This window comes from Candidatus Pelagibacter sp. PS_17, assembly GCF_059417945.1.
The window spans coordinates 1,335,139-1,347,920 of sequence record NZ_CM182073.1 but is presented as its reverse complement, the minus strand read 5'-3'; the positions used below and the strand labels follow the sequence as shown (position 1 = coordinate 1,347,920).

The 12,782-nt window shown below is 29.9% G+C and carries 16 protein-coding genes; 10 read left to right on the top strand and 6 right to left on the bottom strand.

Annotated elements, in window-relative coordinates; all coding sequences use genetic code 11:
• Positions 1 to 403: 403 nt before the first annotated feature.
• The gene (rpsT, locus tag AC5SML_RS07170) at positions 404 to 664 is read right to left on the bottom strand and encodes a 30S ribosomal protein S20 (protein WP_026362696.1); all 261 of its coding nucleotides are present in this window, start codon (positions 662 to 664) and stop codon (positions 404 to 406) included.
• Between the two features lie 50 nt (positions 665 to 714).
• Positions 715 to 1,578 carry a bifunctional DNA-formamidopyrimidine glycosylase/DNA-(apurinic or apyrimidinic site) lyase gene (gene mutM / locus AC5SML_RS07165; RefSeq protein WP_011281686.1) on the bottom strand — a complete coding sequence of 288 codons (864 nt, stop codon included), beginning with the start codon at positions 1,576 to 1,578 and terminating at the stop codon, positions 715 to 717.
• A gap of 35 nt (positions 1,579 to 1,613) precedes the next feature.
• On the opposite strand from mutM, the gene ubiE reads away from it, so the two are divergent.
• The 6 genes from ubiE to AC5SML_RS07135 are packed head-to-tail and all read left to right on the top strand — an operon-like array spanning position 1,614 to position 6,742.
• Entirely contained in the window at positions 1,614 to 2,318 is a 705-nt protein-coding gene (gene ubiE / locus AC5SML_RS07160) for a bifunctional demethylmenaquinone methyltransferase/2-methoxy-6-polyprenyl-1,4-benzoquinol methylase UbiE (RefSeq protein WP_011281685.1), read from the top strand.
• Complete coding sequence (ubiB, locus tag AC5SML_RS07155) at positions 2,318 to 3,886, top strand: 2-polyprenylphenol 6-hydroxylase (RefSeq protein ID WP_006997502.1); 1,569 nt, start codon at positions 2,318 to 2,320, stop codon at positions 3,884 to 3,886. The genes ubiE and ubiB overlap by 1 nt, the downstream gene beginning before the upstream one ends.
• 8 nt (positions 3,887 to 3,894) lie before the next feature.
• The gene (gene coaBC / locus AC5SML_RS07150; protein WP_494617190.1) at positions 3,895 to 5,100 is read left to right on the top strand and encodes a bifunctional phosphopantothenoylcysteine decarboxylase/phosphopantothenate--cysteine ligase CoaBC; all 1,206 of its coding nucleotides are present in this window, start codon (positions 3,895 to 3,897) and stop codon (positions 5,098 to 5,100) included.
• 6 nt (positions 5,101 to 5,106) lie between these two features.
• Positions 5,107 to 5,544 carry a dUTP diphosphatase gene (gene dut / locus AC5SML_RS07145; RefSeq protein ID WP_006997504.1) on the top strand — a complete coding sequence of 146 codons (438 nt, stop codon included), beginning with the start codon at positions 5,107 to 5,109 and terminating at the stop codon, positions 5,542 to 5,544.
• Positions 5,541 to 6,296, top strand: a complete 756-nt coding sequence (locus AC5SML_RS07140; RefSeq protein WP_271564425.1) for a HesA/MoeB/ThiF family protein — start codon at positions 5,541 to 5,543, stop codon at positions 6,294 to 6,296. The genes dut and AC5SML_RS07140 overlap by 4 nt, the downstream gene beginning before the upstream one ends.
• Positions 6,293 to 6,742: an SH3 domain-containing protein gene (locus tag AC5SML_RS07135; protein WP_006997506.1), complete on the top strand. Its 450-nt coding sequence runs from the start codon at positions 6,293 to 6,295 to the stop codon at positions 6,740 to 6,742. Before AC5SML_RS07140 ends, AC5SML_RS07135 begins: the two co-directional genes overlap by 4 nt.
• Here AC5SML_RS07135 and AC5SML_RS07130 read toward each other — a convergent pair.
• The 4 genes from AC5SML_RS07130 to AC5SML_RS07115 form a co-directional block, all read right to left on the bottom strand.
• Entirely contained in the window at positions 6,735 to 7,328 is a 594-nt protein-coding gene (locus AC5SML_RS07130) for a DUF3501 family protein (RefSeq protein ID WP_006997507.1), read from the bottom strand. The genes AC5SML_RS07135 and AC5SML_RS07130 overlap by 8 nt on opposite strands.
• Positions 7,329 to 7,330: 2 nt before the next feature.
• Complete coding sequence (locus tag AC5SML_RS07125; RefSeq protein WP_006997508.1) at positions 7,331 to 8,662, bottom strand: (Fe-S)-binding protein; 1,332 nt, start codon at positions 8,660 to 8,662, stop codon at positions 7,331 to 7,333.
• Positions 8,663 to 8,719: 57 nt separating this feature from the next.
• Complete coding sequence (locus AC5SML_RS07120; RefSeq protein WP_006997509.1) at positions 8,720 to 9,136, bottom strand: rubrerythrin family protein; 417 nt, start codon at positions 9,134 to 9,136, stop codon at positions 8,720 to 8,722.
• 104 nt (positions 9,137 to 9,240) lie between these two features.
• Positions 9,241 to 9,669, bottom strand: a complete 429-nt coding sequence (locus AC5SML_RS07115; protein ID WP_006997510.1) for a Fur family transcriptional regulator — start codon at positions 9,667 to 9,669, stop codon at positions 9,241 to 9,243.
• 73 nt (positions 9,670 to 9,742) lie between these two features.
• Here AC5SML_RS07115 and fabA point away from each other — a divergent pair, with 73 nt between their 5' ends.
• From fabA to AC5SML_RS07095, 4 genes are all read left to right on the top strand, one after another.
• The gene (gene fabA / locus AC5SML_RS07110) at positions 9,743 to 10,243 is read left to right on the top strand and encodes a bifunctional 3-hydroxydecanoyl-ACP dehydratase/trans-2-decenoyl-ACP isomerase (protein WP_020168997.1); all 501 of its coding nucleotides are present in this window, start codon (positions 9,743 to 9,745) and stop codon (positions 10,241 to 10,243) included.
• Positions 10,243 to 11,454, top strand: coding sequence for a beta-ketoacyl-ACP synthase I (fabB, locus tag AC5SML_RS07105; RefSeq protein ID WP_271625596.1), 1,212 nt, complete (start codon positions 10,243 to 10,245; stop codon positions 11,452 to 11,454). Before fabA ends, fabB begins: the two co-directional genes overlap by 1 nt.
• Complete coding sequence (locus AC5SML_RS07100) at positions 11,455 to 12,240, top strand: enoyl-ACP reductase FabI (RefSeq protein WP_006997513.1); 786 nt, start codon at positions 11,455 to 11,457, stop codon at positions 12,238 to 12,240.
• Between the two features lie 93 nt (positions 12,241 to 12,333).
• A complete protein-coding gene (locus AC5SML_RS07095) occupies positions 12,334 to 12,726 on the top strand; it encodes a cupin domain-containing protein (RefSeq protein ID WP_494617188.1) in 393 nt (130 codons plus the stop codon).
• The last annotated feature ends 56 nt before the right edge of the window (positions 12,727 to 12,782 follow it).

Here is a 12,782-nt window from a genome sequence, read left to right as displayed (position 1 = left end):
AAAAATTTGTAGGAATAAGGTCAGTTAGAAGCAAAATAATTTTTTTGCAATAAATAATTTTGTAAAAGCAAAAATAAATAAAATTAATATTTGCAATAAATAATTTAGTAAAAATAAAAATAAATTAAATCTATAGGTGATTCATTTCAAACGGGAATATTCTCTCTAAGCTGATATAATATTACAACCAAGAGGTGGTCTGTTTTAAATCTTAAAAATTATTTTGCCACAGTGTTGTTTGATTGAACGATTAAGTTTTACAAATTTAAAATCTATGATTGTGTGATTTATAAATTATGTTTCTTATTGTTTTACTAAATCTATATATAGTTAATCTAAAAATTTGATTTCTTATATGATGTAAGTATTATTAGTTGAAATTTAAAATAGTCGTATAAATTTATTATAAGCCTGAAATTTTCTTTGTTATTCTCGAAATGTTTCTTGAAGCATTTGCTTTCTTTATAATTCCAGTTTTTGCAACTTTCATTAACTCAGAGTTCAACTTTGGCAAGAATTTTAGAGCTTCATCTTTTTTCTTTTCTACCAAAAGAAGGTTCATTTTTTTTATAGCATTTCTGTACTTGCTCTTACGAGCCTTATTAACCAATGTTTGTGTAGCAATTCTTCTAATTCTTTTAATCGCTGATTTTGTGTTTGCCATAAGCGCAGTGGTATAGCTTGAGAATTTATACTGGTCAATAGAATAATTCCCTATTTTTGGCATGTATTACAAAAGAATGTTGACCTATTAGATATAAATATTTTCTGAATTTTCCCATTACATTTAGTTCTTAAGCAGCTTAGATTTTCTCTTTGATAAACCCTAAATTCTTTTTGGAAATTTCCACTTTTTCCAGTGATGTTTTTAAAATCTCGAATACTTGACCCTCCTTTTTTAATAGCCCTATTAAGTACACTTTTTGAATAAGTAATAATTTTTTTGCAATCTTGCTTGGTTAACTTTGATGCATAGGTAATTGGATTAATTTTGCATAAAAATAAAATTTCACTAGCATAAATATTTCCAATTCCTGATACAAATTTTTGATCTAATAAGAAACTTTTTATATCCTTTTTTTTATTTGTGAAATAACCAATTAAATATTCTAAGTTAAAATTTTTAAAAAATGGTTCAGGTCCTAAATGACTAAATCTTTTTTCAAGTTCCTTCTTGTTTTCTATAAATTTAAAAAATCCAAATCTTCTAGGATCATTGTATATAACTCTTAAACCTTTAAAATGAATTTCAACATGATTATGTTTTTTTGGTAGACTTGGTGAATTATAAAAACTAGTATTGGTAAACTTACTAATATTATTTTTTTTTATTAAATGAACAGTTCCAGACATCCCTAAATGAATTAAACAAAAAGATTGATCAGAAAAATTCAAGATCAAATACTTTGAAAATCTAGTTACTTTTTTAATAATTTTATTTTTTAATAATTCTTCAAATTTTAAAGGAATTTTAAACCTTAAATTTCTATTCGTAATTATTATTTTTTTGATTTTTTTATGCTCTAATTTTTTAGATAGCGATTGTTTGACTATTTCTACTTCTGGTAATTCTGGCATTTGAGACTATATTATCAATAAATAATAAATTTAATATGCAGCAATATCTCCAAAACAAAAAGGGCCTTGTCCAAAGTGTCTTTGATAATGTCTATGACAAATATGATTTAATGAATGACTTTATGTCATTGGGTGTTCATAGAATTTGGAAAAAAGATCTATTAAGTTGGATGAACCCTTCAAATAATAAAACTTTAATTGATGTCGCCTGCGGTACTGGAGATCTTGGTAAACTTTTTTTAGATGCAACTGATAAAAATGGTGAAATATTTTGTGTTGATCCAAATAAAGGGATGATTGGTAAAGGCAAAGAAAAGTTAAATACTTATAAAAATATCAATTGGATAATTGCTCCAGCTGAAAAGTTGCCTATTAAAGATAATTCTTGTGATTATTATACAATTAGTTTTGGACTACGAAATACTAAAGATCTAAATAAAGCTTTATCAGAAGCTTATAGAGTTTTAAAACCAGGAGGTCGTTACTTATGTTTAGAATTTTCTAAAATTCAAAACTCTAATTTAGACTTTATATATAAAAATTATTCAAAACTTATTCCTTTAGTTGGAAAAGCTATAGTTGGACAAAAAGAACCTTATGAATATCTGGTTAAAAGTATTGAAGAGTTTATTAATCAAGAAGAGTTAATTGATTTAATGAATAAAAATAAATTTGTTAACTGCAGTTATAGAAACTTATCAGGTGGAATTGTAGCTATTCATTCAGGCTGGAAAATCTAATGTTAAAAAAAATATTCATCTTATTTAAATTAGGAAGAAAATTAGCTCGTTCTGATATATTAACTATTCTTTCTAAGTTTAAAAAACCACCATTAGCAATTAAGATTCTCTTCCAAATACTTTCATTTTCTTTTTCTCCACCTAATAAAAATAATTTAAACGAAAATGAAGGAGCAAAACTCTCTAAGTCGCTACAATCAATGGGAACTACATTTATTAAGTTAGGACAATTTTTGGTTACTAGACCTGATATTATCGGAGATGATTTAGCAAAACAGTTAGAGGGCTTACAAGATAGATTGCCCGCTTTTACTTTAACTGAAGCAAAGGCAATAATTAAAAAAGACCTAGGAGATGATACTTTCAATTCAATCATTGATTTAAGTGAACCAGTTGCAGCAGCTTCAATAGCACAGGTTCATAAAGCAAAAATAAATGACAATGGAACCATAAAAGATGTTGCTATTAAAATTTTAAGACCAAATATAAAAAAAGTATTTAATGAAGAGATAGATGCTTTGATGCTTTTTGCTTTTATGGTTGAGTCATTTATAAAAAAAACAAAAAGGCTGAAATTGGTAGAAGTGGTTTTTCTTCTTAAAGAAATAACTAATTTAGAAATGGATTTAAGATTTGAAGCAGCAGCTGCAAATGAATATGCCGAAAATACAAAGAATGATGCAGGTTTTAGAGTTCCTGCTATTTATTGGAATTTTACAAGCGAAAATGTCATGACACTTGATTGGGTAGAAGGCGTTTCTATTCGTGAAACAGAAGATTTACAAAAAAGAAATATAGATACTAAGAGAATAGCCTCTGATGTAATTCAGCATTTTTTAAGACATGCTGTTAGAGACGGTTTTTTTCATGCTGATATGCATCAAGGAAATATATTTATTGACGATAATGGGCAAATTGTTCCTATAGATTTTGGAATAATGGGAAGATTAGACAATCTTAGCAAAAGATTTTTAGCTGAAATTTTATTTGGATTTATTCAAAGAGACTACAAAAAAGTTGCTGAGGTACATTTGGTTGCTGGTCTAGTTCCTAAAGATGTGCCTGTTAATGATTTAGCACAAGCATTAAGATCAATTGGTGAACCAATTTTTGGTCAATCTGTAAAAGATATTTCTGGGGGAAAATTATTAAAACAACTTTTTGAAGTTACTGAAAAATTTAATATGCAAACTCAACCTCAATTATTAATGTTACAAAAAACAATGGTAGTGGTTGAGGGTGTTGCGAGAAAACTTAACCCTAATACCAATATATGGGAAACTTCAAAACCAGTTTTAGAAAGTTGGTTAAGAGAAACAAAAGATCCAATTAATACCTTAAATGAAAGTTTAAAAAGTACTACTGAAGTAATTAAAAGATTGCCTGATTTTCCAGAGATTATGGATAAAGCCAATCAAGCTTTATCATTTTTAGCAAGTGGACAGATCCCCCAAAATTCAAATTCATTTACTGCCTTAAATGAAAAGAGATCTGAAATGACTGCCTTTAGAAATCAGTCTATTGTTGGTTTATTACTGCTTGTAATTTTTGGTCTAGTAGTATTTTAATTCTCACAATGAATAATATATCTGAAAGAAAAATACTTTTAATAATATGTGGTGGGATATCTGCTTACAAAAGTTTAGAATTAATCAGATCATTAAAAAAATTAGGTGCAAAGGTTAAAACTATTCTTACTAAAAGTGCTAAAGAATTTGTAACTCCTTTGTCCGTTGCCTCACTATCTCAAGAAAAAGTTTATGACGATTTATTTAGCTCTGAAAATGAGGCTGAAATGGATCATATTTCACTATCTAGATGGGCAAACTTAATTGTTGTAGCTCCAGCTACCGCTAATACAATCTCAAAATTAAGCACAGGGTCTTCAGATGATCTTGCTTCAACTGTAATTTTGGCTTCAGATAAAGATATTTTTTTAACACCAGCAATGAATGTTAGAATGTGGGACCATCCATCAACGAAAGAAAACCTTAAAAAATTAAAATCATTTGGTTATAAAATTATAGGTCCTGAAATTGGAGATATGGCCTGTGGAGAATTTGGTGAAGGTAAAATGACTGAACCAGATGATATTGTTCAAGAAATTAATTTATACTTTAGTGAATTAAATAAAAATTATAAATTAAAAGCCTTAGTAACGGCTGGACCAACTAATGAATATATTGACCCTGTAAGATTTATAACAAATAAATCTTCTGGAAAACAAGGTTATGCTTTAGCAAAAGCATTTGCTAAAAAAGGATTTCAAACCACTTTAATTTCTGGACCTACAAATTTAGAAGTAGGCAACAATATAAACTTAATTAAAGTAGAAACTGCAGATGAAATGCTTAAAGCTACACAAAATAATTTACCAACAGATGTAGCAATTTTTTCAGCAGCTGTTGCTGACTATAAAGTTAAAGAAATAAGTAATAGCAAAATTAAAAAGCAAGAAAAATTAAATCTAGAACTAGAAAAAAATATTGATATTTTAAATTATGTATCAAAACATAATTCTCTTAGACCAAAGTTGGTAATTGGATTTGCTGCAGAAACTAATAATATAGAAGAAAATGCAAAAAAAAAATTAGATGAAAAAAACTGCGATTGGATAATAGCAAATGATGTTTCCAATAAAGCAATTGGATTTGACTCTAGTTTTAATGAAGTTTCGATTTATTATAGAGATAAAAATATGGATGATGAAAGGCTTACAATAAAAAGTAAATCTGAAATTGCTGATGAAATAGTAGATAGAGTTATTAAAGGATTAAATTAAAATTCAGTGGCTAAAGTATTAATCAAAAAATTAAATCCTAAAGTAGAATTACCTGCTTACAAAACAGATGGTGCTTCAGGTATGGATTTGATGGCTTTTATAGAGGAGCCTATTAGAATAGCTCCTAATAGCTCGTATTTGGTTCCTACAGGGCTTTCAATGGCATTTTCAGAGGATTATGAAGTTCAAATTCGTCCTCGATCTGGTTTGGCTGCTAAAAAAAGTATTACAGTTTTAAACACTCCGGGGACAATTGATAGTGATTATAGAGGAGAAATTAAAGTTATACTTTTTAATCATGGTAAAGAAGATTTCCTTATCAACAATAAAGATAGAATAGCACAAATGGTCTTAATGCCTGTAATTAAGATGGAGTTTGAAGAAACAGATAATTTACCTGATACATTGCGAGGTGATGGTGGATTTGGCTCAACAGGTAAATGAATAGCCAATTAAAAAAAGCATCAATAGAAAGATACTCAAGACAAATAGTACTAAAAGATATTGGCACTATTGGACAAAAAAAAATTATATCTTCAAAAGTTTTAATTGTTGGAATGGGTGGTTTAGGATCTCCTGTTGCAGAATTTCTTGCAAGAGCTGGAGTTGGTTCGATAGGTATAGTTGATGATGATAAAGTTAGTTTATCTAATCTACACAGACAAAGTCTTTATAACACCAGCGATATAGGAAAATTTAAAGTTCAAGTAGCAAGGGTTAAAATTAAAAAAATAAACCCAAGTATTAAAATTAAAATTTACAAAATAAGACTTAATAAAAATAACTTTAAGAAAATTATAAAAGATTATGATTATATAGTTGATGGTTCTGATAATTTTTCAACAAAATTTTTATTAAATGATTTTTGTTATAAATTTAAAAAAATACTTGTAACCGGAGCCATAAGTAAATTTGACGGTCATATATTTACTTTTAATTTTAAAAATAAAAAAATTCCATGTTTAAGATGTTTTTTTCAAGACTCTGATATTTCAGATGACTTATTAAATTGCGAGTCAGAAGGTATTCTTGGCACTGTTGCTGGTATAATTGGAACAATACAAGCAAATGAAGTTTTAAAGAAAATACTTGGTATTGGAAAAAGCCTTGATGGATATATTTTTATCTTAGATCTATTACAATTAAATTTTAGAAAAGTTAAACTTAAAAAAAGAAAAAACTGTTTTTGTAAATGATAAAAAAAATAGCTATCTGGTTTTTGTGTCTATCAGTTTTATTTGGTCAATTTTCAATGGCTGAAGAAAAGTTTCTTTCTTTAAAAAAAAGTAAAGTAAATGTTCGATATGGACCAAGTTTTGATTCAAAAATCAAATATATTTATAAAAAAATAAATTTACCGATAAAACAAATAGATCAAAAAGAAAATTTTAGGAGAATTGTAGATTTAAAAAATAATAGTGGATGGATCCACATTTCTCAGATTAAAAAATCAAATTCTATTATTATTTTAGAAGATAAAATTTTATATAAAAAACCATCTAACTTTTCAAAACCAATAGCCAAACTAGAAAAGGGAAGACTATTAATCTTAAAAAAATGTGAAAATATATGGTGTAACGTAAAAACTGAAGATTATTCAGGCTGGGTCAAAACTGAAAATATTTGGGGTTCTATTAGATAAAATCATCACATAGCGATTTAATGCTATTTTCTGATAGTTTTGTTGTGTGAGTATACTCTTTATGATCAATCCCAAGTTCAATAGTTGCACTATCTGATTTAAATTTAGAAATTTGATCATCATTTAATTTGAAATGGATAAACTGTACTGAAGAAGCTTTTCCTTCTGCTGATGTTCTGTCAACATCTGCTTCTGGAACTGCTTTAACAATTTCATTATTAATTTTCATAAATACCTTTTCTTCAATACCTCCAACTTTACCTAAAAATTTAGCTCTTGAAATTGGATTATCAATTTCAAACATTAATGTTGCTATAAGTTCTTTTCCACTTGGTACTAAGGGATTGTAGGCTATTAATTCATCTTTTAATTGCTCATCTCCACCTTTTTCGATGTGAAGCATTTCTTGAACTTGGGCAACCATAGTTTCAAAACTTTCAAAATAAAAAGTAGCATAAGGACCAAGTGCTATTCTTCTATCTTTTTTAAACTCAACTAAATCTTTTCTGATTTGTTTTCTACTTTTTGCGTAAACATCAGATGGTAGTAAGTCTTCTTTTTCTATTAGTCTTTTTTCTTTACTCATAATTACAATCTATAACTTTTTGCCATTAATTCGATAGGATGAAGTGCCTCATCATTTGAAATATTTGTGTCTGTTTCTAATTGTTTCAAATGCTTACCTGCCAAAGGACAATCTGAAGCCATGTATTTATTATTTTTATTTTTAATTTGTTTTGCTGTTGGTGTTCCAACTTTTATAGCTAGATCGTGAGTTTCCTTCATCACACCAAAAGTTCCTCCGTGACCAGCACATCTTTCAACAACATCCATTTTTATATTAGGAATGAATTTAAGCATATCTCTAGATTTAATACCCATATTTTGTGCTCTTGCATGACAAGCGTTGTGAACTGTAACCCCACCATCAATTTCTTGTAAGCCCTCTGCTAAGCCTTCGTTTTGTGCAATATCAACGATATACTCATCTATATCACTAACACTTTTTGAAAGTCTTTTAATATTTTCATCGTTTGGTAATAGCAATGGCCATTCAAATTTTAACATTAGACCACAGCTGGCTGTTAGAGTAATAATTTGATAACCCTTATCTACCCACTCTAATAAATCTTTGGAAACTTTTTTAGCTTGCTCCACAACTTTTGGTAAATCTGCTTGCTCGAGATAAGGCATTCCACAACAACCTGGGTAAGCCTCTTGAACCTCTACTCCATTTTTTTTTAAAACTTTTAATGCAGCTACACCAGTGTCTTTTTTATTAAAATTAACAAAGCATGTTGAGTAAATTACAACTTTTCTATCTTTAGATGGAGCTTCACTGTTTACTGGAATATTATTTTTTTTAAAATATTTTGTAAATGTTTCTGAATTGTAGGTTGGAAGCTTAACCCTCATATCAATTCCAGCAACTAATTCTAATATTTTTCTAAAAAATGTATTTTTAATGTTTGACGCCCAGTTTATAAGTGATGATAACATTACACCAATTTTTGCATTTCTATCAATTCGAGCTAATTGTGCCGGTACTGCAGGTAATTTATTTAATTTTTTTTGAGCTGTTCTGTATCTCAACATTAAGTGAGGAAAGTCTAAATCAAAATCATGTGGCGGTACATAAGGACACTTGGTCATAAAACACATATCACACAATGTGCAAGCATCTACTACAGGTTCAAACTGTTCACTTTTTAAACTTTCTACATCCTCATTTTCTGACTCATCTATCATGTCAAATAATTTTGGAAACGAGTCACATAAATTAAAACATCTTCTACATCCATGGCAGATATCGAATGCTCTTCTCATTTCGTCATCTAATTTTTTAGGATCTAAAAAATCTGGATGCTCAAAATTGATTGGGTGTCTAATGGGTGCGTCTATACTGCCTTCTTTACTCATATTTAAAATTTTAGGATTTAATGGTGGGGGAAAACCCCACCATAAATTAAGTTTTATTTACGCAATAGATTCTAATGTTTTTTGGAATTTACCTGCGTGTGATTTTTCAGCTTTTGCTAAAGTTTCAAACCAATCAGCTATTTCTGGAAAACCTTCTTCTCTAGCTGTTTTTGCCATACCTGGGTACATGTCTGTATATTCATGAGTTTCACCTTGTACTGCTGAAGCTAAATTTGCTTTAGTCTCACCAATTGGTAGTCCCGTTGCTGGATCTCCAACTTCTTCAAGATACTCAAGGTGTCCATGTGCATGACCTGTTTCACCTTCAGCTGTAGATCTAAATACAGATGCTACATCGTTATAGCCTTCGATATCTGCTTTTTGAGCAAAATATAAATAACGTCTGTTTGCTTGGCTCTCACCTGCAAATGCATCCTTTAAGTTTTCTTCTGTTTTACTTCCTTTTAATGACATATTTTTCTCCTTAATGATTATGGTGTACATATAATCATTCTAAACTGTAAGTCAACAGTTTAGAATTATTTTAATGTAATTATTAAATTATTGAAATTATTTAATTATTTTTGAGTTTGATTATCAGTTGCAACTTTAATCAATACTTCTACTGATTTTATTTTTTTTCCTGTGATATTTCTTTTTATATTCACTGAATCAATTTCTTCGTTGCTACAATCAATCAACTCATTTGTATCTTCGTCAAAAAAGTGATGGTGTTCAGTTACGTTAGTGTCAAAATAACTTTTATCACTATTAATTGAAATTTCTTTTAAGTATCCTTTTTTCTTAAATGCATGAATTGTATTATAAACTGTTGCTAGGGAAATTTTTTCACTCAACTTTTCTTCAATAATTTTGGTCAAATCATTTATCGTAAAATGAAAAGTTTTTTCAGGTGAAAACAATACTTCACAGATTTTTAACCTTTGTCTAGTTGGTCTTAAGCCAGATTCTCTTAGTTTTTCTTTGTATATATTAATATTATTCATTGTTGTTTATAATAATTCTAAACTATTTCTATATTATAATCATCATAAATCAAGTATTAAGAGACTGAAATTTATGAAAAAAAACTCATTCACATATGATGAGCTAATAAGCTGCGGAAATGGGGAACTTTTTGGCCCTGGTAATGCAAAATTACCACTTCCACCAATGCTCATGTTTGATAGAATAACAGAAATCAACGAGGATAATGGTGCTTTTAGTAAAGGCTCTTTAAAAGCGGAGCTTGATATCAAAGAAGACCTTTGGTTTTTTGATTGTCACTTTAAAGGAGACCCTGTTATGCCAGGTTGTCTTGGCTTGGATGCTATGTGGCAGTTAGTTGGTTTTTATCTTGGTTGGCTTGGCAATCCAGGCAAAGGGAGAGCTTTAGGAGTGAGCACAGTAAAATTCACTGGTGAAGTTTTACAAAATGTTAAAAATGTAAGATATGAAATTGATATGAAAAAAATTATGGCACCAGGTGGAACAACAGTTGGTTTGGCAAATGGTTTAGTATTTGCCGATGACAAGAAAATATATTCAGCAGAAAGTTTAAAAGTGGGGTTATTTAAATAATGAGAAGAGTAGTAGTTACAGGTTTGGGAGTTGTTTCTTGTTTGGGGAATAATCAAGAAGAAGTTTATCAATCTCTTTTAAATTCAAAATCTGGAATATCTTTTTGCGAGGAATATAAAGAGCATAATTTAAGAAGCCACATTCATGGCAAACCAAATATTAAACTTGAAGATCATGTCGATAGAAAAACTATCAGATTTATGGGCTCTGGATCTGCATATAATTACATTGCAATGAAAGAAGCTATTAAGGATTCAGGATTAGAGGATAAGGATATAAGTAATTTTAAAACTGGAATAGTTATGGGTTCTGGGGGTCCTTCAATTGAAAATGTAGTTCTATCAGTTGATAAGACTAGAGCTAAGACACCAAAATTAATGGGACCATTTATTGTTCCAAGAACTATGGCTAGTACATCTTCAGCAACTCTTGCTGTACCTTTTAAAATTAAAGGAGTTAATTATACGATGAGTTCTGCGTGTGCAACTAGCGGACACTGTATCGGTCATGCAAGTGAATTAATTCAAATGGGTAAACAAGACGTTGTGTTTGCAGGTGGTAGTGAAGAATTACACTGGGCAATGACTGCAATGTTTGATGCGATGACTGCATTATCTTCTAAATACAATGATGCGCCTGAAACTGCTTCTAGAGCTTATGATAAGACTAGAGATGGCTTTGTAATAGCAGGTGGTGGTGGTGTTTTGGTGCTTGAAGAATACGAGCATGCAAAAGCAAGAGGTGCAAACGTATATGCTGAATTAACAGGTTATGGCGCGACTTCTGACGGGTATGATATGGTAGCCCCATCTGGTGAAGGTGCTGTTAGATGTATGAAAATGGCTTTAGCAACTGCTAAGAATAAAATGGACTACTTAAACACTCACGGAACTTCAACTCCTGTTGGAGATATAACAGAACTTAGAGGTGTTGGAGAAGCATTTGGTGCTGAGGTACCAAAAATAAGCTCTACTAAATCCCTTTCTGGTCATCCATTAGGTGCTGCTTCTGTTCATGAGGCAATTTATAGTTTAATCATGATGAAAAATAATTTTATCACAGCTTCAGCTAACATCACTGACATGGATGATGAAGCAAAAAAATTCCCAATCGTTACTAAAACTGAAACAGATGTTAAATTAAACTCTGTTATGTCTAACAGCTTTGGTTTTGGCGGAACAAATGCAACTTTAATTTTTGAAAAGGTTTAAATGAGTTTAATGAAAGGCAAAAGAGGATTAATCATGGGCGTTGCCAATGAAAGGTCTATCGCTTGGGGTATTTCGCAGAAACTTGCAGAAGCTGGAGCTGAACTTGCATTCACTTATCTTGGTGATGCATTAAAGAAAAGAGTAATCCCTTTAGCAGAAAAATTAAATTCAAAAGCTACATTTAGTTGTGATGTTGAGAATAAAGAAGAAGTAATAAAACTTTTTGAAGATATTAAATCTGAATGGGGACAAATAGATTTTGTGGTTCACGCAGTTGCATTTTCAGATAAATCAGAATTATCAGGTGAGTATTTAAACACTACTAGAGAAAACTTTTTAAGAAGTATGTTAATCTCATGTTTTTCATTTACAGAAGTTGCAAAAGAAGCATCTAAAATAATGAAAGAAGGTGGAAGCATGTTAACCTTAACTTACGAATCTACTAAAGCTATTCCAAATTATAACGTAATGGGTGTTTGTAAATCAGCTCTTGAGGCAAGTGTTAAGTACCTTGCAAGAGATTTAGGTGCTAAAGGCATGAGAGTGAATGCTATAAGTGCTGGACCCATTAAGACTTTAGCAGCTTCTGCTATTGGAGATGCAAAATTCTTATACAAGTGGAACGAAGATCATTCTTTCCTTAAAAGAAACGTAGATATTCATGATGTTGGAAATTCAGCATTATATCTATTAAGCGACCTTGCAAATGGTGTTACTGGTGAAATTCATTATGTAGATGCTGGATATAACAAGGTTGGAATGCCAGATCCTAAAAATATTACCTAAAATATAGTTAAATTTAGTTAAAAAAATTTGGAAGAATTTTTTAGACTTAATAATTTATATTTAAAAAAAATAAGACATAAGCTAAGATTTTGAATGATTTTTGTAAAAAATCTTGCTTCTGTTTTGAATCAAGAATGGTCATCAACTGAAAAGTATCCTGGAGTAAGGTGGAAATTTTTAATTGATGCAGATTTTGATGGTAGTTCTGGTTTATCCCTTGGTTTTGCTGAAATAGCGCCTGGTGGAGATTTAACACTTCATTATCACTCACCAGCAGAAATATATGTGGTTACCAATGGTAAAGGAATTTTAAATAAATCAGGTGAACTTGAGACAATTAAAAAGGGTGATGTAGTTTATATAGCTGGAAATATAGAGCACGCCTTAAAAAATAATGGGAAAGAAACTTTAGAATTTTATTGGATTTTTCCAACAGATCGTTTTTCAGAAGTAGAATACTTTCCAGCAAAACAAAAGAGTGTGTAAGGTTTTTAATAAAAGCCCCATAAAAAAACCCCCAGAACTTTCATTCCAGGGGTTTA

What these genes read in the sequence shown, in the direction of transcription:
- rpsT (WP_026362696.1), bottom strand. Translation starts at nt 664, where the DNA reads ATGGCAAACACAAAATCAGCGATTAAAAGAATTAGAAGAATTGCTACA.
- mutM (WP_011281686.1), bottom strand. Translation starts at nt 1,578, where the DNA reads ATGCCAGAATTACCAGAAGTAGAAATAGTCAAACAATCGCTATCTAAA.
- ubiE (WP_011281685.1), top strand. Translation starts at nt 1,614, where the DNA reads ATGCAGCAATATCTCCAAAACAAAAAGGGCCTTGTCCAAAGTGTCTTT.
- ubiB (WP_006997502.1), top strand. Translation starts at nt 2,318, where the DNA reads ATGTTAAAAAAAATATTCATCTTATTTAAATTAGGAAGAAAATTAGCT.
- coaBC (WP_494617190.1), top strand. Translation starts at nt 3,895, where the DNA reads ATGAATAATATATCTGAAAGAAAAATACTTTTAATAATATGTGGTGGG.
- AC5SML_RS07140 (WP_271564425.1), top strand. Translation starts at nt 5,541, where the DNA reads ATGAATAGCCAATTAAAAAAAGCATCAATAGAAAGATACTCAAGACAA.
- AC5SML_RS07135 (WP_006997506.1), top strand. Translation starts at nt 6,293, where the DNA reads ATGATAAAAAAAATAGCTATCTGGTTTTTGTGTCTATCAGTTTTATTT.
- AC5SML_RS07130 (WP_006997507.1), bottom strand. Translation starts at nt 7,328, where the DNA reads ATGAGTAAAGAAAAAAGACTAATAGAAAAAGAAGACTTACTACCATCT.
- AC5SML_RS07125 (WP_006997508.1), bottom strand. Translation starts at nt 8,662, where the DNA reads ATGAGTAAAGAAGGCAGTATAGACGCACCCATTAGACACCCAATCAAT.
- AC5SML_RS07120 (WP_006997509.1), bottom strand. Translation starts at nt 9,136, where the DNA reads ATGTCATTAAAAGGAAGTAAAACAGAAGAAAACTTAAAGGATGCATTT.
- AC5SML_RS07115 (WP_006997510.1), bottom strand. Translation starts at nt 9,669, where the DNA reads ATGAATAATATTAATATATACAAAGAAAAACTAAGAGAATCTGGCTTA.
- fabA (WP_020168997.1), top strand. Translation starts at nt 9,743, where the DNA reads ATGAAAAAAAACTCATTCACATATGATGAGCTAATAAGCTGCGGAAAT.
- fabB (WP_271625596.1), top strand. Translation starts at nt 10,243, where the DNA reads ATGAGAAGAGTAGTAGTTACAGGTTTGGGAGTTGTTTCTTGTTTGGGG.
- AC5SML_RS07100 (WP_006997513.1), top strand. Translation starts at nt 11,455, where the DNA reads ATGAGTTTAATGAAAGGCAAAAGAGGATTAATCATGGGCGTTGCCAAT.
- AC5SML_RS07095 (WP_494617188.1), top strand. Translation starts at nt 12,334, where the DNA reads ATGATTTTTGTAAAAAATCTTGCTTCTGTTTTGAATCAAGAATGGTCA.